We start from the raw sequence: 16,940 nt of genomic DNA on the forward strand, positions 1-16,940 counted from the left end.
CGCGTGCCGCGGCCGGACCTAGGTGGATGGTCGGCGGCGGTCAACCAGCGACGACATCTGGCGCATCGTTCTGCCCGTACGGGAGTCGCGCCAATCGGGGGCGATCGCGGTCACCGGCGTCAGCACGAACGCTCGCGCGGCATAGGCAGCATGCGGGATCATGAGCGATCGACGGCGCCACTGCCCTCCTGACCACAGGACGATATCCAGATCGATCGCTCGCGCGCCCCAGCGGCGCCCCGCCCGCCGGCCGAGCGCGCGCTCGATGCGCTTCAGCCGGGCGAGCAGTGCCGGGGGGCTCTCGACCGTTTCGACCACAGCCGCGGCGTTGGCGAAACGGCGGATGGAAGGACCGAGCGGCGCGGTGGCGATCACCGGCGACACCGCGCGCACCCCGCCGATCTGCTCCAGCGCGACCGTAATCGCCTGCGTCGGGCTGCCATATCGTCCCCGCCGGTTCGAACCGAGCGCGACGACGTAGCGATAGGGGGGCGTTGCCGGGGACACCGTGCCGACCTACCTCGGAATGATGTATTTCGCACCCTCCCCCATCGCCGACACCGAACCGCCCCGCGACTGCCCGCTCTGTCCGCGGCTCGTCGGCGTGCGCGCGGCATTGCGCGCCGAGTATCCGGACTGGTGGAACTCCCCGGTCAACGCGTTCGGCGATCCGGCGGCGTGGCTCGCTATCGTCGGACTGGCGCCCGGCAAACATGGCGCGAACCGTACCGGGCGCCCTTTCACCGGCGACTATTCGGGCGACCTGCTATTCTCCACGCTGGCGAAATACGGACTGGCGACGGGCGTCTATGCGGGGGCACCCGAGGACGATCTGGCGCTGACCGGCGCGATCATCGTCAACGCGGTCAAGTGCCTGCCGCCGGCCAACAAGCCGACGCCGGAGGAAATACACACCTGCCGCCCCTTCCTGGCTGGCCAAATGGGCGTGCTGCCGAATGTCCGCGTGGTCGTGGCGCTTGGGCAGATCGCACATCAATCGGCGGTGAAGGTCCTCGGCGGGCGCCTGCCAAAGGCAAAGTTCGGTCATCTGGCGGAACATCTGATGCCGAGCGGCGTGACGCTGATCGATAGCTACCACTGCTCACGTTACAACCAGAACACCGGCCGCCTGACGACCGAAATGTTCGAAGCCGTCTTCGCGCGGGCCGTGGAAGTCAGGCGTCGGCCGGAATGAGACTGTCGACACCCTTGGCCGCGACCGCCCAACGATAAACCGCATCGGCGATGTACATGCGGAATTGGGAAGGGTCGAAATAGACGCGTTTGGCATTGCCGACGCAGGCGAGACCACCATTCACAATTAACGCCTCCAGCCGGGCGATCTGGCTGGCATCGTCGGTCTTGACCAAACGGACGGACAGTTCAGGCTGCAGGCGTACGAGGCAGATCGCCATTTCGAAATATGTACGATCTACCGGAAGCCGGAATTTCGCGAGCTCGATCTCCCGAGCGTTGAAAAGCGCCTGCACGCCGGGATCAGCCGTTTGCGATTTTGCTAGGTGAAGGTCGGGCGCGAACAAAGTGATCGCGCGGATGAACATCGCCCCCCGGTCATAATAGGTCGTATCGTACCCGTCGATAATCGTGGCTACGCCCGTTTGCCTAGCGATTTCGGCGTCTTGGGCGCATCCCGATCGCGTCTGGACAAGGCGAGCCTGGGCAAACCGCTGACCCGCGCCGTTGATCGCACCGTCCAGTGCTCCGCGCAATAAAGAAGTAGCCGCATCTTTTTTGATGGCGCATGTCGCAAATCGCGACGCTAGCGTCAGAGCCTCCTGACTTCGCCGCGCTCCTCAGCCGGTACGTCCGCTCCCGAGCGTCGAATGCGTTACGGCCGACGCCGGATCGTCGATATCCCGCAAACCATCGACAACGATGTCGTCAGACGGCACCGTCGCCGGCGGCGGAAGCGTCTGCTGTGGAGCCGTCAACGACGACATGGCGGCGGCGGCAAGAAGGAAGGTCACCGCCGCTGCCAGCATCACCGATCCTCCACCAACCTGCCGTAAAGCTCCGGCCGCCGATCGCGGAAGAAGCCAAAGGCGGCACGGTGCCGCTTGATGCGGTCGAGATCAAGCGTGGCTGCGATCACCCCTTCCTCCTCGCGGCCCAACTCCGCGACGATGTCGCCGCGCTCATCCGCGATGAAGCTGGTGCCGTAGAAGGTCTGGCCATGTTCGGTACCGATCCTGTTGGCGGCGACGATCGGGACCACGTTCGACACCGCATGACCGACCATCGCCCGCCGCCAAAGCCTTGCCGTATCGAGAGAAGTATCGTGCGGCTCGCTGCCGATAGCGGTGGGGTAGAACAGCACTTCAGCGCCCATCAGCATCATCGCGCGCGCGGTTTCGGGGTACCACTGGTCCCAACACACGCCGACGCCGAGCGTCGCGGCGGGATGCGGCCAGACCTTGAAGCCCGTGTTGCCCGGGCGGAAATAAAATTTTTCCTCGTACCCGGGTCCGTCGGGGATGTGGCTCTTGCGATAGACGCCCTGCACCTCCCCGTCCGGGCCGATCATCGCCAGCGAATTATAATGATGCGGCCCGTCCACCTCAAAGAAACTGGTCGGGATCGTCACCCGCAGCGCCTCGGCGAGGGCCTGCATCGCCAGGACCGCCTTGTGCTCGCCGACCGGCTTGGCATTGGCGAACAGCCCCTCGTCCTCGACGCGGCAGAAATATTCGCCCTCGAACAACTCCGGTGGCAGGATCACCTGCGCGCCCTGTCCGGCCGCCTCGCGGACCAGCCGCGACACGTTGGCGATGTTCGTTTCGAGGTCGTCGGAAAACGCCAGTTGCAAGGCGGCGACGGTGATCTGGGTCATCGGTTCAGTCCTACAGCGTGACGCCGAAGCGCGCCGCAATCGCGACGGTGGCGAGGTAAAGAAGCATCGTCAGCACGCACCCCGCGGCCAGCGCCAGCGGAAAGCCGACATCGTGGCGGAGCAGCGCCGGGATCAACAGGAACATGGGAAGCGACGGCAGCACGTACCAGAAGGTCGCCTCCGCATGCGCCGCCATCCGCACGCGGTCGCCCGTGTCGCGCCACAGCCAGATCATGCCGAGCACCGACACCAAAGGCAGCGATGCCATCAGCGCGCCCGCTGCCGGACTGCGCCGCGCGATCGACGCCACGAGCGCGACGATCACGCCCGACAGCGCCGCCCGAACGACGAAGGCCAGCATGTCAGGCCGGGATCTGCTGCGATATGCAGTGGAAGCTGCCGCCGCCGGTCAGGACGTGGTCCGCACGCTGACCGACCACCTCGCGCGTGGGGAACAACGCCTGGATCGCGGCGACCGCGGCATCGTCGTTCTGCGCACCGTACAGCGGCACCACGACAGCGGCGTTGCCGATGTAGAAGTTCATGTAGCTGGCCGGCACGATCGCCTCGTCGCGCAGTACGCGGCCCGGCGACGGGATCGTCACCACCTCCAGCCCCGCCGCTTCCAGATCGCGGCGGGCATGCATGTACACCTGCCAGTTCGGGTCGTTCTCCGCCGGCTCGGGAATGGCGACGCGTCCCGGCGCAACGAACCGCGCGAGGTTGTCGACATGCCCGTCGGTATGGTCGTTCAGCAGCCCCTCGCCCAGCCACACGACCTCCCGAAAACCGAGATCGCGCTTCAGCCGCTCCTCGGTCGCGGCCCGCGTCGCGCCGGGATTGCGGTTGGGATTGAGCAGGCATTGCTCGGTCGTGACGACGATGCCGGTCCCGTCGCCGTCGATCGCACCGCCCTCCAGCACCCAATCATGCGCCTCCGCCGGAACCTCGCGGCTGGCGGCGAGACGGCCGCCGATGCTGTCGTCGCCCGGCAGGTCGTACTTGCCGCCCCAGCCGTTGAAGCGGAACAGCGCCGCCCCACCGTCACCGCGCAGGATCGGACCGGTGTCGCGCAACCAGATATCGCCGAACGGTTCCACCAGCGTCTCCGCGAACGGCGCGAGTTGGGCCGCAGCCTTCTCCGCCTCGCCGTCCGCACAGACGAGGATTACGCGCTCCCCGCGCCCGTCGGCATGGACGGCACGAGCGAACGCGACGACCTCTTCGCGCGCGGGGTCGAGGTCGTCCTCCCATAGTTCGGGATGGCTGGGAAAGCCGATCCAGACGGCTTCGTGCAAGGCCCATTCGGCAGGCGGGCAGTTGGTCATCGTGCGCTTCCCCGGCTCTTGTCGCGCGCCGCCCTGAACTCGGCCGTCGGGTACCAGTTGGGCCACAGCGTCGTGTCGTCCGCCAGCTTGCGACCGAGATTATAGTAGATCGTCAGGTCCGATACCGCCCCCGACCAGTCCCAGTTCGCGTCATACTCGTCCGCCGGCTTATGATAGCGATTGGTGGTGTAATCCTCCGCCGCCTTCCTGCCCGCCGCGGGGCCGCCGACGACGAGGTTCTCTCCCGATGTTCCATCAAGCATCGGCACGCCCAGCTTGGCGAACGAGAAATGGTCGGAGCGATAGTAGAGCCCCTTCTCGGGGCTAGGCTCGGGCGAGATCGTGCGCCCCTCCGCGGCGACGATCGGCTTCACCAGATCCTCGATCTGCGACTTCCCCGCGCCCGTCAGCACGAAGTCGCGCGCGCGGCCGGCAACGTTCAGTGAATCCATGTTCACGCCGCCGACCGTCTGCGCCAGCGGGAATACCGGATGCTCCGCGTAATAGCGCGAGCCCAGCAGCCCCGACTCCTCCGCCGTCACCGCCAGAAACCCGATCGACCGCTTCGCCGGTCCGGCCTCGGCATTGGCCTGCGCCAGCGCGATCAGCCCTGCGATGCCGCTGGCGTTGTCGACCGCGCCGTTGCAGATGTCGTCGCCATCCACCGCGTCGCAGCGGCCGAGATGATCCCAGTGCGCGGTGTACAGGACATAGGCGTTCGGATCCGCCGTACCCGGCAGCACGCCCAGCACGTTCTTCGAAGCCTGACGCCGGACGGTCGTGTCGAAGCCGACGGACATGCTCACGCCGAGCGGCACCGCGCGGAAGCCCTTGACCTTGGCGGCGGCGGAGAGCGCCGCGAAGTCCTTGCCGGCGCTGGCGAACAATTCGCGCGCCTTGGCGAGCTGCATCCAGCCCACGACCTGGCTCTGGTCCATATGGTCGCCCTTCTCGTCCAGCTCCAGCTGCGGACCCGTCCACGACGACTGGACGACACCCCAGGGATAGGCCGCCGGCTCCGTATCGTGAACGATGATCGCCGCGGTCGCGCCCTGCCGCGCGGCCTCCTCGAACTTGTAGGTCCAGCGACCGTAATAGGTCATCGCACGACCCTCGAATGGGCCGTCCTGCGTCATTGTCTGCCAGTCGGGATCGTTGACGAGGATGACGACCGTCTTCCCCTTCACGTCCAGCCCGGCATAGTCGTTCCAGCCCTTCTCGGGCGCGTTGATGCCATAGCCGACGAAGACGACCGGACTGTCCTTCACCGCAACGCGCGGCGTCACGCGGTACGTACCCGCGACCACGTCCGTGCGATACGCCATGCTGACCGGCGTCTTGCCCCCTGCGAACGTCATCGGCGTAACGTTGGCCGCGGTGATCTCCACCATCGGCACGTCCTGCGTCCACTGGCCCTTGTTGCCGGGCTTCAGCCCCGCCGCCTTCATCTGCGCGATGATGTAGTCGACCGTCTTGGCTTCGGCCGGAGTCGTCGGCGCGCGGCCTTCGTAGCTGTCGTCGGACAGTTCCTTCGTCACCGTCTTCAGCGTGTCGACAGCGATGGCGGGGGCGGTCTGCGCATGCGCCACAATGCTGGTGGACAGGGCGAGTGCGGCGAGCATCGTGCGCGATAGGGTCGGGATCATGGCGGCTCCGCTGAGCGATGGGTTAGCCACCATCTGCCAGCGGGCCGCGGCGTCGGCAACCTCGCTATGGCGGAGGAATGCTCCATGCCTTGGGTAAGCGCACCCGCCATAACGAGAAAGGGCGGCCCCTCAGGACCGCCCTTTCTTTTGCATCCGAAGCGGCGCGGAACACCGCGCCATCGGACCAAGCTCGTCTTAGCGCGAGTAGAACTCGACGACCAGATTCGGCTCCATCTTCACCGGATAAGGCACTTCGTCCAGCGTCGGCACGCGCACGAAGGTGATCTTGGCGTTGCCGTCCGGCGCGACATAGTCGGGGATCTCACGCTCGGCGAGACCCTGCGCCTCGAGCACCAGCGCCATTTCCTTGGCCTTCGTGCCCAGCGTGATCTCGTCACCGACGAAGCAGCGACGCGACGCGATGTTGCACTTCACGCCGTTGACGCGAATGTGACCGTGGCTGACGATCTGACGGGCCGCGAAGATCGTCGGCGCGAACTTGGCGCGATAGACGATCATGTCGAGGCGCTGCTCCAGCAGGCCGATCAGGTTCTGGCTGGTGTCACCCTTCATGCGGGCCGCCTCGTGATAGCACGCGCGGAACTGCTTCTCGGTGACGTCGCCGTAATAGCCCTTCAGCTTCTGCTTGGCGCGCAGCTGGATGCCGAAATCGGACACCTTGCCCTTGCGGCGCTGACCATGCTGGCCGGGGCCGTATTCACGCTTGTTCACCGGGGACTTCGGACGACCCCAGATGTTCTCGCCCATCCGGCGGTCGAGCTTGTGCTTGGCGCTATGGCGCTTCGACATGTATATTCCTTGCAATCACGAACAACGTTGGTTCCGGTATCGCTCTGCTGGATTTCCAGGAGGAAAAGGCAGGGCCGCCGCTTCACCGGAGTGCGGAGCCATTGCGAAGCGGCGCGCCTAGCCGAGGGTACAGGCGAAGTCAAGAATGGCGCGCCTGCTGGACAGGCGGCGCAGCGCGAGCCACTAGGCCGATCATGACGATCCTCGCGCCCGCCGACTGTTCCACGATGACCGAGGTCCGCGCCGGCGTGGATGCGACCGATCGCGAGCTGGTGGCCCTGCTCGCCCGCCGGTTCGGCTATATGGACGCCGCCGCCCGCATCAAGCCGGAGCGCGGCCACGTCCGCGACGAGGCGCGCAAGGCGGAGGTGATCGCCAACGCCCGTGCCGACGCCGAAGCGCACGACCTGCCGGCCGATGCGATCGCCGATCTATGGGAGCGGCTCGTCGAGGTCTCGATCGCGTACGAACTCGCCGCCTTCGATCGGCGCGGCTGAATTCCGCCGCATCTTCGCGCCGTCGAGCGCGGACAGGATGCCACGCAGCGTTCGCACCTCCTGCGTCGACCAGCCCGGCTTCGTCAGCAGCGTTCGCAATGTTCGCCGCGTGGTTTCGGTACGCGCCGGCGGGAAGTAGAAATTGGCGTGAACGAGCATCGCGTCGAGCTGGCCGATCATGCCGTCCAGCTCCTCCTGCGGCGCGGGTTCCGGCAGCTCGGTTTCCGGCGGCTGCGCCAGATCCTGATACTTCGACCATTCGTACGCGACGAGGATCACCGCCTGCGCAAGGTTCAGGCTCCCGAATTCGGGATTGATGGGCACGGTGATGATCGTCCGCGCCACGGCGACATCGTCGGTTTCGAGCCCGGAGCGCTCCGGTCCGAACAGGATCGCCGACCGGCCGGGACCGGCGTGGATCGCCGTGGCCGCTTCGTCGGGCTTGACCACCGGCTTCGTGACGCCGCGCTTGCGGACGGTGGTGGCATAGACATGCGCGCAGTCGGCCACGGCGTCGGCAACGGTGTCGAACAGCTGCGCGCCTTCGAGGACGATGTCCGCCCCCGACGCGGCCGGCCCGGCGGCGGGGTTCGGCCACCCGTCGCGCGGCGCGACCAGCCGCAGATCGACCAGCCCGAAATTCAGCATCGCCCGCGCCGCCTTGCCGATATTCTCGCCGAGTTGGGGGCGGACGAGGACGATGACGGGGGGTGGGGTGGTGCTCGGGAAGGTGTTTCGACTGCGCTCGCCGCCGCTAGCGATCTCCACCTCCCGTTCGTCTCGAGTAGGCGTCGAGCCCGTCGAGACGCCGTATCGAGCGACCTTGCGAGCCGCCTCCGACACGCCGTCCCAATCTCCCCGGAACAGCGCCTCCTTCTTCTTGCGGGACCAGTCCTTCACCTGCGTCTCGGATGCGAGAGCCTCCTGACGCGAGGGGAACTCCTGCGACCACATCAGCGCAACCGGGCGGCGCGTCTGTGTATAACCCGGTATCTCGCCAGCCTGATGTTGGCCGACGCCGCGCTCCAGATCGTCGGTATGCCCAGTATAATAGCTGCCGTCGGAGCAGCGGAGGATGTACGTCCAGAAGGTCATGCGACGGGACCTATCCCTCGATACGCGGTCTCGACAAGCTCGACCGCTACTCGGGACGAACGGTTCTTTCGATCAGAAACGCTACTCCGCCCGTCCCGCCTCCTCCACCGCCCCGGCGAACGCCTCGAAATCACGTGCCTCGTTGAAATCGCGGTACACGCTGGCGAAGCGGATATAGGCGACGGAATCCAGCCCCTTAAGCCCGTCCATCACCAGCTCGCCGATCCGGGCGGAGGTCACCTCGCCCTCGCCCAGCGTCTCCAGCCGGCGCTGAATACCGGTCACCAGCTTCTCGATCCGCGCGGCCTCGACCGGCCGCTTGCGCGCGGCGATCGACACGGAGCGCATCAGCTTCTCGCGATCGAACGGCTCGCGCCGGTTCTCGCTCTTCAACACCGTCAGTTCGCGCAACTGGATGCGTTCGAACGTCGTGAAGCGCGCTCCGCACGCCTCGCATTGCCGCCGCCGGCGAATGGCCGCTCCATCTTCGGTGGAGCGGCTATCCTTGACCTGGCTGTCCTCGTGACTGCAAAACGGACAGCGCATTCAGCAGCTCAGCCCTTGCGCTTGGAATAGGCGAATGCCGCGCCCGCGATCGCGCCCAACACCGGGCCGACGACCGGAAGGGGAATCGCGATCACGGCGCCGATCGCGCTATACTTGGCCATCTTCTTCCCCAGGCCAGGGGTGTTCTTCACTTCGCTCTGGATTTCTTCGATCTTCGACATGCCGTTTAGCCCTGATAGATGGGGAAGCGCGCGCAGAGTGCCCGCACGCGGGTCCGAACGTCCGCCTCGACCTCGGGGTCCCCATGCTCGCCCTTCTTGGCGAGACCGTCGAGCACATCCGCGACCATATGGCCGATCTCGCGGAACTCCGCCGGGCCGAAGCCGCGCGTGGTGCCGGCGGGCGAGCCGACGCGGATGCCGCTGGTCTTCACCGGCGGCAGCGGGTCGTTGGGAATGCCATTCTTGTTGCAGGTAATGCCGGCCCGTTCCAGCGCCTCGTCCGCATCGCGACCGGTGATGCCGAGCGGCGTCAGGTCGATCAGCGCGAGATGCGTGTCGGTGCCGCCGGATACGACATCGCTGCCGCGCTCCTTCAGCGTGGCCGCGAGCACCTTGGCGTTCTCCACCACCGCGGCGATGTAGCTCTTGAAGTCGGGCTGGAGCGCCTCGCCGAACGCGACGGCCTTCGCCGCGATGACATGCATCAGCGGCCCGCCCTGCAGTCCCGGGAACACAGCCGAGTTGATCTTCTTCGCGATTGCCTCGTCGTTGGTCATGATCATGCCGCCACGCGGGCCGCGCAGCGTCTTGTGCGTCGTGGTGGTCACGACATGGGCATGGCCGAACGGCGTCGGATGATGGCCGGCAGCGACGATTCCCGCAAAATGCGCCATGTCGACCATGAAATACGCGCCGACCTTGTCCGCGATGGCGCGAAAGCGGGCGAAGTCGATGACGCGCGGATAGGCGCTGCCGCCGGCGATGATCAGCTTCGGCTGATGCTCCACGGCCAGCGCCTCGACCTGATCGTAATCGATCAGGTGCGTGACCGGGTCGACGCCATACTGGATCGCGTTGAACCACTTGCCCGACATCGCCGCGCGCGCGCCGTGCGTCAGGTGACCGCCCGCGTCCAGGCTCATGCCCAGGATCGTGTCGCCCGGCTTGACCAGCGCCAGCATGACAGCGCCATTCGCCTGCGCGCCCGAATGCGGCTGCACGTTGACGAAGCCGCACCCGAAGATCTGCTTGGCGCGCTCGATCGCCAGCGTCTCGACCGTGTCGGACGGTGCGCAGCCCTGATAATAGCGCTTGCCCGGATAGCCCTCCGCATACTTGTTCGTGAACACAGACCCTTGCGCGGCGAGCACGGCCTTCGACACGATGTTCTCGGACGCGATCAGCTCGATCTGCGTCTGCTCGCGCTCCAGTTCGGCGGCGATCCCGGCGAAGACGGCGGCGTCGGCGTCGGCCAGCTCGCGGGTGAAGAAGCCGTCCGGCTGGACGTCGGACAGGGTGCGGGGCTGCGTGCTCATGCGGCGAACTCCTTGGCCGACAATGTGTCGACAGAACTGAAACTGGTCGACAATTTGTCGACGCGGCGTTGATGACGGCCACCTTCGAATTCGGTGGTCAGGAAGGCGGCAATACAAGCCTTGGCCATGTCCTCACCGATCAGGCGAGCGCCCATCGCAATGGCGTTGGCATCGTTGTGCTGGCGCGCGAGCGCAGCGGACAGCGGTTCCGACACCAGTGCACAGCGGCAGGCGGGATGGCGATTGGCGGCAATCGCAATGCCGACCCCGGAACCGCACAGCGCGATACCCCGCTCGGCACGGCCGTCCCCGATCGCAGCAGCCAGCGCAAAGCCATAATCCGGATAATCGACCGACGCCGTCCCGTCCGCCCCCAGATCGAACACGTCATGCCCCTGCTCCGACAGCCAGCTCGCCAGCGAGGATTTCAGCGCGACGGCGGCGTGATCGGAGGCGATGGCGATACGCAAACGCTGGAGTCCTTTGATCGCGTGGGATGGCGCGCGCCATAGCCGCAGGCCGCCGCAAACGCCACCCCGAAGCATCACCCGCAAAGCATTGCGATCGCAGCTTGCCGCCACCGCGCCAGCCGCTACGCTGCCTGGCTGTGACCCAACCCCGCCCCGCCAGCGACGAAGCGCGCGCCCACCTCGCCCGGATGCTGATCGCGACCGGCAGCGAGGATCGCGCCGCGTTCCGCGAATTGTACCACCTGACCTCCGCGAAGCTTTTCGGCGTCGTGCTGCGTATCTGTGGCGACACCCAGGCGGCGGAGGATGTGCTTCATGACGTCTACCTCATCATCTGGCGCCGCGCCGGTGCGTGGGAACCCGGCCGCGCCAGCCCGATCACGTGGCTCGCGACGATCGCCCGCAATCGCGCGATCGACTGGCGACGGGCACAGAAGGTACGGCGCGCCGGCCCGATCGACGATGCATCCGACATACCCGACACAGCGCCCGACGCCGAATCGGAACTCGTCGCCGCGGGTGAGCGCCACTCGCTGCGTCACTGCCTGGAAGAACTCGAACCGCGTCAGGGAGAGGCTATCCGCACCGCCTTCTTCGACGGCATGACCTATGCCGACTATGCGGAGGCGCGCGGCGTCCCGCTGGGCACCGCGAAAAGCTGGATAAGACGCGGCCTCGCGCGGCTGAAGGAGTGCCTAGACCGTGACGCCTGAGCCCGACACCCACGATCCCGAGCCACAGGACGTGGCTGCCGCGGAACTGGCGCTGGGGCTGCTCGACGGCGAAGAGCGCGCGGCGGCGTTGCGCCGCGTGCTGGCCGAACCCGCTTTCGCAGCGGAAGTGGAACGCTGGCGGCTGTATTTCGCGCAACTGTTCGACCTGTGGCCGGAGGCGGAAGCGCCGGAGGGGCTGATCGACCGCATCGACGAGTCGCTCGGCGGACCGAAGCCGTCGCGCACCCGGCGCGCACCGTGGCCGCTGATCGCGGTGGCGATGAGCGCGCTGGCCGCCGTGCTGCTGGTCGTCATCGCGCTCCGCCCCGCACCGACACCGCTGCCGGCACCCGTGCCGCAGGTTCAGGAGGGCTCGCGCACGCTGCTGATCGCGGCGCTGGGCGACGCCAAGTCTCCGGTCGCGGCGGCCTATCATCCCGAGAACGGGCTGCTGCGCATCGCCGCCGCACCCACCGTGCCCGCCGCGCGCGTCGCGCAGCTATGGGCGATCGGCGGCGACGGCGTACCGCACCCGCTCGGCCTGCTGACAGCGGCGGGCACGGAACTGCGACTGGCGGCCGCGGATCGGGCTCGACTGGTGCCGGGAACGACGCTGGCGATCTCGGTCGAGCCAACGGGGGGATCGCCGACCGGGCTGCCGACCGGTCCGGTCGTCGCAACGGGTGCGCTGTCGGCGGTCTGACGGCTGTGGTAGGAGGATGGGCATGAACAAGCCTGCGCGATTTCCATCAGTCACCGGCGATACCGGCGGCACGGCGCGCTTCACCGCGGCGGAATTCCTGCACATGGTCGAGGCGGGGGCCTTCGACGATATCCAGATCGAGCTTGTCCAAGGGGAACTCGTCCGCATGAACCCGCCAATGAACGAGCATGCGGGTCGGCAGGCCGAACTGATCGGGCAACTGTGGGCGGTGCTTCCCAATGCTCGCAATCGTCTTCGCGGGGAGGTCGCGATCGACTTGGGCGACGACACGATCGTCGCCTGTGATGTCGGACTGTTGTCCGCCCCGTACGAAGGACATCGTTCCGTTGAGGCGGGTGCGATATTGCTGGCAGTCGAGATCGCCATGACGACCGCGGACCGCGACCTCGGCGTGAAACGCCTGCTCTATGCCAGCGCCGGTGTCCCGCATTACTGGGTCGTAGATGGCAAGCGATCGGTCACCCACGTCTTCGAGCATCCCGTCGACGGGGACTACGCCTCACTACGGCTAGTGCCGTTCGGCGAAACGCTGGCTGTCCCCGGCACATATGCGACCATCACGCTTGACTGATACTGGCGCCGCCATCATGCAAGCGTAGCGAAGCAATCCAGAGCGTCATGGTCTTGGCCTGACCGCCTCGCTGAGGCAGACGTAACGTCCGAGTCAGCGACGCCCCCATCCTCTCAACACTTCCACCTCAATCCAGATCGTTCTCGCTGATCACCACCAGCTCCTCGTCCTCGTTACGCGCCAGCGCCTTGGCCCCGATCGCCGAGATCGTGTCGACATGCTTCCGGAACACCGCGACCGCGCGATCGTCCGGCACTTCGGCCCCCAGCGCCTCCAGCAGGTCGTATTGCGCGGCGAACGCCCGGCGCTGGTCGCCGATGTCCGCGGCGAACTCGACGCGGCGGTCGTCGACATTGTCGAATACGGTGGCAGGGTCGATCGTAAGTCGGTCTGCGGCCATGAAAAATCTCCTCTTCTCAACCTGAAGCGCACAAGCGCGGCGGCCTGTTCCCTCAATCGTCCTCGTCCTCGAACCCGACCAGCGCCAGCGCCCGCGCCTTGATCTGGCGGGTCATGCACCAGTGGACCAACGCGTCCTCGCGCCCGTGCGTCACCCATACCTCCTTGGGCGCGATCTCGGTCAGCGTATCGATCAGTTCATCCCAGTCGGCATGATCGGACAGGATCAGCGGCAGCTCGACATTTTTCTGCCGCGCGCGCTGCCGTACCCGCATCCATCCCGATGCCATCGCCGTGATCGGATCGGGCAGCCGCCGCGACCAGCGATCGTTGAGTGCGGACGGTGGACACATCACCACATGCCCCGCCATTGCCGCCTTCGGCACGCCGGTCGCCGGGATCAGCTCCCCCAGACGGACACCCAATTCCTCGTACAGTTCGCACAGGCGCTGGAGTGCGCCGTGGATGTAGATCGGCGCGACGTGACCGCGGTCGCGCAGTTCCGCGATCACGCGCTGCGCCTTGCCCAGTGCATAGGCCCCGACCACGACGCAGCGATCGGGATTGGCGTGCAATCGCTCCAGCAGCTTGTCGATCTCGTCGCCGGTATCCGGGTGGCGGAACACCGGCAGCGCAAAGGTCGCCTCGGTGACGAACACGTCGCACTTCACCGGCTGGAACGCCGCGCAGGTCGGGTCCGGGCGGCGCTTGTAGTCGCCCGACACGACGACCCGCTCGCCGCGATAGTCCAGCACGATCTGCGCCGATCCCAGCACATGCCCGGCAGGGACGAAGCCCACCTCCACATCGCCCATCCGGATGCTTTCGCCATAGGCGACCGGTTCGCCCGTTTGCGGACCGTAGCGCGCATCCATGATCGCCAGCGTCTCCGGCGTCGCCCACACCCGCTCGTGCCCGCCGCGTGCGTGATCGGCGTGACCGTGCGTCACCAGCGCCCGCGGTGTCGGTTCCGACGGATCGATCCACGCATCCGCGGGGCGGACATAGATGCCGTGGGGATGCGGTTCGATCCAGTCGCCGAGTTTCGCCATGCGGCTAGTACGCGCGACCGGGTCGGATGGAGCCGCCCGGATCGAAAACCTTGCCCCTGTCGTTCTTTAGCCCGACATAGAGAAGGAATGGATCATGAACGATCAGGTGGCGAGCAACTGGGCGGACGGCAGCCTCTGGGTGATCGTGGTGTTCGTCGGAGCATTCGTCCTGCTGGGCGTGATGATCTGGGCGCGCCAGAAGAACAAGGCGATCACGCCCGAGGAACATCGCCGGACGGAGCAAGCGACGCACGACCTGTACAAGGACGGGGCGACGGAAAAGCCGCACGACCGGACCTGACGCTCCCAGCACCGCTGGCGGACTGGTTCGCCGCGCGCGGCTGGCGACCGCGGCGGCACCAGTGGGACATGCTGGCAGAGGGTCGCGCCGGGCGGCATGCGCTGCTCGTCGCGACCACCGGCGCGGGCAAGACCCTCGCCGGCTTCCTGCCTACGCTCACCGAACTGATCGAGGTCCCGACCGAGGGACTGCACACGCTGTACGTGTCGCCGCTGAAAGCGCTGGCCGTCGACATCCAGCGCAATCTGGTGACGCCGGTCGAGGAGATGGGCCTCGACATCCGGGTCGAGACGCGGACCGGCGACACCCCGTCCGATCGCAAGGCTCGGCAGCGGGTCAAGCCGCCGCACATCCTGCTGACCACGCCCGAATCGCTGTCGCTGCTGCTCAGCTATCCCGACAGCCTGACGATGTTCGCCGGCCTGCGCACGATCGTCGTGGACGAGGTCCATGCCTTCGCCACCGGCAAGCGCGGCGACCTGCTGTCCCTGTGCATGGCGCGCCTGCAACGGATCGCGCCGGCCATGCGCCGCGTTGCACTGTCGGCGACGGTCGCGGATCCCGACGGCTACCGTGCGTGGCTCGCGCCCGACGGCGACATCGACACCGTGAGCCTGGTGCAAGGCGAGCCGGGCGCGGACCCCGACATTTCCATCCTGTTGCCCGAGGATCGCGTCCCCTGGGCCGGGCATTCCGGGCGTTACGCCGCGGCGCAGGTGATGAAGGTCATCGAGGAGAACCGGACCAGCATCGTCTTCTGCAACACCCGCAGCCTGGCGGAACTGATCTTTCAGGATTTGTGGAAGGCCAACGACAAGGGCCTGCCGATCGGCGTCCACCACGGCAGTCTCGCGCTGGAGGCACGGCGCAAGGTCGAGGGCGCGATGGCGGACGGCAAGCTGCGTGCGCTGGTTGCGACCGCCAGCCTCGATCTCGGCGTCGACTGGGGCGATGTCGATTGCGTCGTGCAGATGGGCGCGCCCAAGGGATCGTCGCGGCTGTTGCAACGGATCGGCCGCGCCAACCACCGGCTGGACGAATCGTCGAAGGCGATCGTCGTGCCCGGCAACCGCTTCGAATATCTGGAGGCGCGCGCTGCGCTCGATGCGGTGGAGGCGGGCGAACTCGACCCCGACCTGTTCCGCCCCGGCGCGCTCGACGTGCTGGCGCAGCACGTCATGGCGTGCGCCTGCGCGGGTCCGTTCCGTCAGGAGGACCTGCTGGACGAGGTGCGCTCCGCCCTGCCCTACTCTGCGTTGACCGCGGACACGTTCGAACGCGTGCTCGGCTTTATCCGCGACGGCGGCTATTCGCTGCGCGCCTATGACCGGTTCAAGCGGCTGGTGCAGGAAGCGGACGGGCTCTGGCGGATCGCGCACCCGAAGTTCGTCGCGCAGCACCGCCTGAACGCCGGCATCATCGTCGAGGCGACGATGCTCAACGTCCGCTTCCGCAACGGGCGCAACCTCGGCAAGGTCGAAGAGGGCTTCGCCGCGACACTGAGCCACGGCGACACCTTCTTCTTCGCCGGCCTGAGCCTGGAGGTGGAGAAGATCGACACCGAGGATTTGATCGTCCGCGCCACCAGCCGCCCCGCCCGCATCCCGACCTATGGCGGCAGCCGGATGCCGCTGTCGACCAACCTCGCCGACCGCGTCCGGCGCTTCCTCGCCACGCCATCGGAATGGGACCGCTTTCCGCCCGACGTGCACGAATGGCTCGACATGCAGGCAGCCCGCTCGATCCTGCCCAAGCCCGATCAGTTGCTGGTCGAAACCTTCCCGCGCGAGGGAAGAAACTACATGGTCGCCTATAGTTTCGAGGGATGGAACGCGCACCAGTCGCTCGGCATGCTCGTCACGCGCCGGATGGAGACGCAGGGGCTGAAGCCGCTCGGCTTCGTCGCCAACGATTACGCGATCGCCTGCTTTTCCGCGGAGAAGGTCACGGACCCCGCCTCGCTGTTTTCCGCCGATATCCTCGAACATGAGTTCGTCGACTGGGTGCAGCAGTCGCACCTGCTGAAACGCGCCTTCCGCGAGGTGGCGGTGATCGGGGGGCTCGTCGAGCGCCAGCATCCCGGCAAGCGCAAGACCGGGCGGCAGGTGACCTTTTCCACCGATCTGATCTACGACGTGCTCAGGAAATACGAGCCATCGCACCTGTTGTTGCAGGCGGCATGGGACGATGCCCGCGCGCGGATGACCGATGTCGGCCGGCTCGCTAATCTGCTCGACCGCGCGGCCGACACGATGGTGCACATCGACCTGCCCCGCGTGTCGCCGCTGGCGGTGCCCGTGCTGGTGCTGATCGGACGCGAGAAGGTGTCGACCAATGCGGGCGACGACGCGCTGCTGATCGAAGCCGAAGCACTCGCGGCGGAAGCGATGCGCGCCGATTGAAGCCGCCCCGCGTCCCCGCGCGGCCCATTGCCAAACC

Annotated in this window: 22 protein-coding genes; 7 read left to right on the plus strand and 15 right to left on the minus strand. The window is 66.8% G+C overall.

Annotation, left to right across the window (positions count from 1 at the left end; translation table 11 throughout):
- Positions 1 to 18: 18 nt before the first annotated feature.
- On the minus strand, positions 19 to 507 hold the full coding sequence (folK, locus tag AC0CH8_RS14075; RefSeq protein WP_465240440.1) for a 2-amino-4-hydroxy-6-hydroxymethyldihydropteridine diphosphokinase: 489 nt from the start codon (positions 505 to 507) through the stop codon (positions 19 to 21).
- 22 nt (positions 508 to 529) lie between these two features.
- Here folK and AC0CH8_RS14080 point away from each other — a divergent pair, with 22 nt between their 5' ends.
- Complete coding sequence (locus tag AC0CH8_RS14080; protein WP_465240496.1) at positions 530 to 1,195, plus strand: uracil-DNA glycosylase; 666 nt, start codon at positions 530 to 532, stop codon at positions 1,193 to 1,195.
- On the opposite strand, the gene AC0CH8_RS14085 is transcribed toward AC0CH8_RS14080, so the two are convergent.
- The 7 genes from AC0CH8_RS14085 to rpsD form a co-directional block, all read right to left on the minus strand.
- The gene (locus AC0CH8_RS14085; protein WP_465240441.1) at positions 1,176 to 1,562 is read right to left on the minus strand and encodes a hypothetical protein; all 387 of its coding nucleotides are present in this window, start codon (positions 1,560 to 1,562) and stop codon (positions 1,176 to 1,178) included. The genes AC0CH8_RS14080 and AC0CH8_RS14085 overlap by 20 nt on opposite strands.
- Positions 1,563 to 1,814: 252 nt before the next feature.
- Entirely contained in the window at positions 1,815 to 2,003 is a 189-nt protein-coding gene (locus AC0CH8_RS14090) for a hypothetical protein (protein WP_465240442.1), read from the minus strand.
- The gene (aguB, locus tag AC0CH8_RS14095; protein WP_465240443.1) at positions 2,003 to 2,851 is read right to left on the minus strand and encodes an N-carbamoylputrescine amidase; all 849 of its coding nucleotides are present in this window, start codon (positions 2,849 to 2,851) and stop codon (positions 2,003 to 2,005) included. Before aguB ends, AC0CH8_RS14090 begins: the two co-directional genes overlap by 1 nt.
- Positions 2,852 to 2,861: 10 nt before the next feature.
- Positions 2,862 to 3,212 carry a DUF3147 family protein gene (locus AC0CH8_RS14100; RefSeq protein WP_465240444.1) on the minus strand — a complete coding sequence of 117 codons (351 nt, stop codon included), beginning with the start codon at positions 3,210 to 3,212 and terminating at the stop codon, positions 2,862 to 2,864.
- Position 3,213: 1 nt separating this feature from the next.
- A complete protein-coding gene (locus AC0CH8_RS14105) occupies positions 3,214 to 4,179 on the minus strand; it encodes an agmatine deiminase family protein (RefSeq protein ID WP_465240445.1) in 966 nt (321 codons plus the stop codon).
- Complete coding sequence (locus AC0CH8_RS14110; RefSeq protein ID WP_465240446.1) at positions 4,176 to 5,825, minus strand: M28 family metallopeptidase; 1,650 nt, start codon at positions 5,823 to 5,825, stop codon at positions 4,176 to 4,178. The genes AC0CH8_RS14105 and AC0CH8_RS14110 overlap by 4 nt, the downstream gene beginning before the upstream one ends.
- A 195-nt stretch (positions 5,826 to 6,020) precedes the next feature.
- Entirely contained in the window at positions 6,021 to 6,635 is a 615-nt protein-coding gene (gene rpsD / locus AC0CH8_RS14115) for a 30S ribosomal protein S4 (protein WP_204198545.1), read from the minus strand.
- 194 nt (positions 6,636 to 6,829) lie between these two features.
- Between rpsD and AC0CH8_RS14120 the strand changes: the two genes are divergently transcribed.
- Positions 6,830 to 7,132, plus strand: a complete 303-nt coding sequence (locus AC0CH8_RS14120) for a chorismate mutase (RefSeq protein ID WP_204198544.1) — start codon at positions 6,830 to 6,832, stop codon at positions 7,130 to 7,132.
- Here AC0CH8_RS14120 and AC0CH8_RS14125 read toward each other — a convergent pair.
- From AC0CH8_RS14125 to rpiB, 5 genes are all read right to left on the minus strand, one after another.
- Positions 7,067 to 8,227 carry a TrmH family RNA methyltransferase gene (locus tag AC0CH8_RS14125; protein ID WP_465240447.1) on the minus strand — a complete coding sequence of 387 codons (1,161 nt, stop codon included), beginning with the start codon at positions 8,225 to 8,227 and terminating at the stop codon, positions 7,067 to 7,069. The two genes, AC0CH8_RS14120 and AC0CH8_RS14125, sit on opposite strands and share 66 nt — an antisense overlap.
- A gap of 81 nt (positions 8,228 to 8,308) precedes the next feature.
- Positions 8,309 to 8,773, minus strand: a complete 465-nt coding sequence (nrdR, locus tag AC0CH8_RS14130) for a transcriptional regulator NrdR (RefSeq protein ID WP_465240448.1) — start codon at positions 8,771 to 8,773, stop codon at positions 8,309 to 8,311.
- Between the two features lie 8 nt (positions 8,774 to 8,781).
- A complete protein-coding gene (locus AC0CH8_RS14135) occupies positions 8,782 to 8,955 on the minus strand; it encodes a small multi-drug export protein (protein ID WP_168377296.1) in 174 nt (57 codons plus the stop codon).
- A gap of 5 nt (positions 8,956 to 8,960) precedes the next feature.
- On the minus strand, positions 8,961 to 10,271 hold the full coding sequence (glyA, locus tag AC0CH8_RS14140; RefSeq protein ID WP_465240449.1) for a serine hydroxymethyltransferase: 1,311 nt from the start codon (positions 10,269 to 10,271) through the stop codon (positions 8,961 to 8,963).
- A complete protein-coding gene (rpiB, locus tag AC0CH8_RS14145) occupies positions 10,268 to 10,741 on the minus strand; it encodes a ribose 5-phosphate isomerase B (RefSeq protein WP_465240450.1) in 474 nt (157 codons plus the stop codon). The genes glyA and rpiB overlap by 4 nt, the downstream gene beginning before the upstream one ends.
- 188 nt (positions 10,742 to 10,929) lie before the next feature.
- Between rpiB and AC0CH8_RS14150 the strand changes: the two genes are divergently transcribed.
- Genes AC0CH8_RS14150 through AC0CH8_RS14160 form a run of 3 tightly spaced genes read left to right on the plus strand, consistent with a single transcriptional unit; the run spans position 10,930 to position 12,749 of the window.
- Positions 10,930 to 11,454 (plus strand): sigma-70 family RNA polymerase sigma factor, encoded by a 525-nt coding sequence (locus AC0CH8_RS14150; protein ID WP_239474426.1) that lies wholly within the window; start codon positions 10,930 to 10,932, stop codon positions 11,452 to 11,454.
- The gene (locus tag AC0CH8_RS14155) at positions 11,444 to 12,157 is read left to right on the plus strand and encodes an anti-sigma factor (RefSeq protein WP_465240451.1); all 714 of its coding nucleotides are present in this window, start codon (positions 11,444 to 11,446) and stop codon (positions 12,155 to 12,157) included. Before AC0CH8_RS14150 ends, AC0CH8_RS14155 begins: the two co-directional genes overlap by 11 nt.
- Before the next feature lie 22 nt (positions 12,158 to 12,179).
- On the plus strand, positions 12,180 to 12,749 hold the full coding sequence (locus AC0CH8_RS14160) for a Uma2 family endonuclease (protein ID WP_465240452.1): 570 nt from the start codon (positions 12,180 to 12,182) through the stop codon (positions 12,747 to 12,749).
- Between the two features lie 127 nt (positions 12,750 to 12,876).
- Here AC0CH8_RS14160 and AC0CH8_RS14165 read toward each other — a convergent pair whose 3' ends face one another.
- Positions 12,877 to 13,149 (minus strand): hypothetical protein, encoded by a 273-nt coding sequence (locus tag AC0CH8_RS14165; protein WP_465240453.1) that lies wholly within the window; start codon positions 13,147 to 13,149, stop codon positions 12,877 to 12,879.
- A 52-nt stretch (positions 13,150 to 13,201) separates the two neighbouring features.
- On the minus strand, positions 13,202 to 14,200 hold the full coding sequence (locus AC0CH8_RS14170) for a ligase-associated DNA damage response exonuclease (RefSeq protein ID WP_204198535.1): 999 nt from the start codon (positions 14,198 to 14,200) through the stop codon (positions 13,202 to 13,204).
- Positions 14,201 to 14,294: 94 nt separating this feature from the next.
- On the opposite strand from AC0CH8_RS14170, the gene AC0CH8_RS14175 reads away from it, so the two are divergent.
- Together AC0CH8_RS14175 and AC0CH8_RS14180 are read left to right on the plus strand one after the other, a co-directional pair.
- Positions 14,295 to 14,501: a hypothetical protein gene (locus AC0CH8_RS14175; RefSeq protein ID WP_055841837.1), complete on the plus strand. Its 207-nt coding sequence runs from the start codon at positions 14,295 to 14,297 to the stop codon at positions 14,499 to 14,501.
- Positions 14,502 to 14,515: 14 nt separating this feature from the next.
- Positions 14,516 to 16,903 carry a ligase-associated DNA damage response DEXH box helicase gene (locus AC0CH8_RS14180; protein ID WP_465240497.1) on the plus strand — a complete coding sequence of 796 codons (2,388 nt, stop codon included), beginning with the start codon at positions 14,516 to 14,518 and terminating at the stop codon, positions 16,901 to 16,903.
- Positions 16,904 to 16,940: the final 37 nt, after the last annotated feature.

It is taken from the genome of Sphingomonas sp. AC435 (genome assembly GCF_979253005.1).

Excerpts from the sequence above, each read along its gene's own strand:
- AC0CH8_RS14080 (WP_465240496.1), top strand. The coding sequence starts at position 530 with ATGTATTTCGCACCCTCCCCCATCGCCGACACCGAACCGCCCCGCGAC.
- AC0CH8_RS14085 (WP_465240441.1), bottom strand. The coding sequence starts at position 1,562 with ATGTTCATCCGCGCGATCACTTTGTTCGCGCCCGACCTTCACCTAGCA.
- AC0CH8_RS14090 (WP_465240442.1), bottom strand. The coding sequence starts at position 2,003 with ATGCTGGCAGCGGCGGTGACCTTCCTTCTTGCCGCCGCCGCCATGTCG.
- aguB (WP_465240443.1), bottom strand. The coding sequence starts at position 2,851 with ATGACCCAGATCACCGTCGCCGCCTTGCAACTGGCGTTTTCCGACGAC.
- AC0CH8_RS14100 (WP_465240444.1), bottom strand. The coding sequence starts at position 3,212 with ATGCTGGCCTTCGTCGTTCGGGCGGCGCTGTCGGGCGTGATCGTCGCG.
- AC0CH8_RS14105 (WP_465240445.1), bottom strand. The coding sequence starts at position 4,179 with ATGACCAACTGCCCGCCTGCCGAATGGGCCTTGCACGAAGCCGTCTGG.
- AC0CH8_RS14110 (WP_465240446.1), bottom strand. The coding sequence starts at position 5,825 with ATGATCCCGACCCTATCGCGCACGATGCTCGCCGCACTCGCCCTGTCC.
- rpsD (WP_204198545.1), bottom strand. The coding sequence starts at position 6,635 with ATGTCGAAGCGCCATAGCGCCAAGCACAAGCTCGACCGCCGGATGGGC.
- AC0CH8_RS14120 (WP_204198544.1), top strand. The coding sequence starts at position 6,830 with ATGACGATCCTCGCGCCCGCCGACTGTTCCACGATGACCGAGGTCCGC.
- AC0CH8_RS14125 (WP_465240447.1), bottom strand. The coding sequence starts at position 8,227 with ATGACCTTCTGGACGTACATCCTCCGCTGCTCCGACGGCAGCTATTAT.
- nrdR (WP_465240448.1), bottom strand. The coding sequence starts at position 8,773 with ATGCGCTGTCCGTTTTGCAGTCACGAGGACAGCCAGGTCAAGGATAGC.
- AC0CH8_RS14135 (WP_168377296.1), bottom strand. The coding sequence starts at position 8,955 with ATGTCGAAGATCGAAGAAATCCAGAGCGAAGTGAAGAACACCCCTGGC.
- glyA (WP_465240449.1), bottom strand. The coding sequence starts at position 10,271 with ATGAGCACGCAGCCCCGCACCCTGTCCGACGTCCAGCCGGACGGCTTC.
- AC0CH8_RS14150 (WP_239474426.1), top strand. The coding sequence starts at position 10,930 with ATGCTGATCGCGACCGGCAGCGAGGATCGCGCCGCGTTCCGCGAATTG.
- AC0CH8_RS14160 (WP_465240452.1), top strand. The coding sequence starts at position 12,180 with ATGAACAAGCCTGCGCGATTTCCATCAGTCACCGGCGATACCGGCGGC.
- AC0CH8_RS14165 (WP_465240453.1), bottom strand. The coding sequence starts at position 13,149 with ATGGCCGCAGACCGACTTACGATCGACCCTGCCACCGTATTCGACAAT.
- AC0CH8_RS14170 (WP_204198535.1), bottom strand. The coding sequence starts at position 14,200 with ATGGCGAAACTCGGCGACTGGATCGAACCGCATCCCCACGGCATCTAT.
- AC0CH8_RS14175 (WP_055841837.1), top strand. The coding sequence starts at position 14,295 with ATGAACGATCAGGTGGCGAGCAACTGGGCGGACGGCAGCCTCTGGGTG.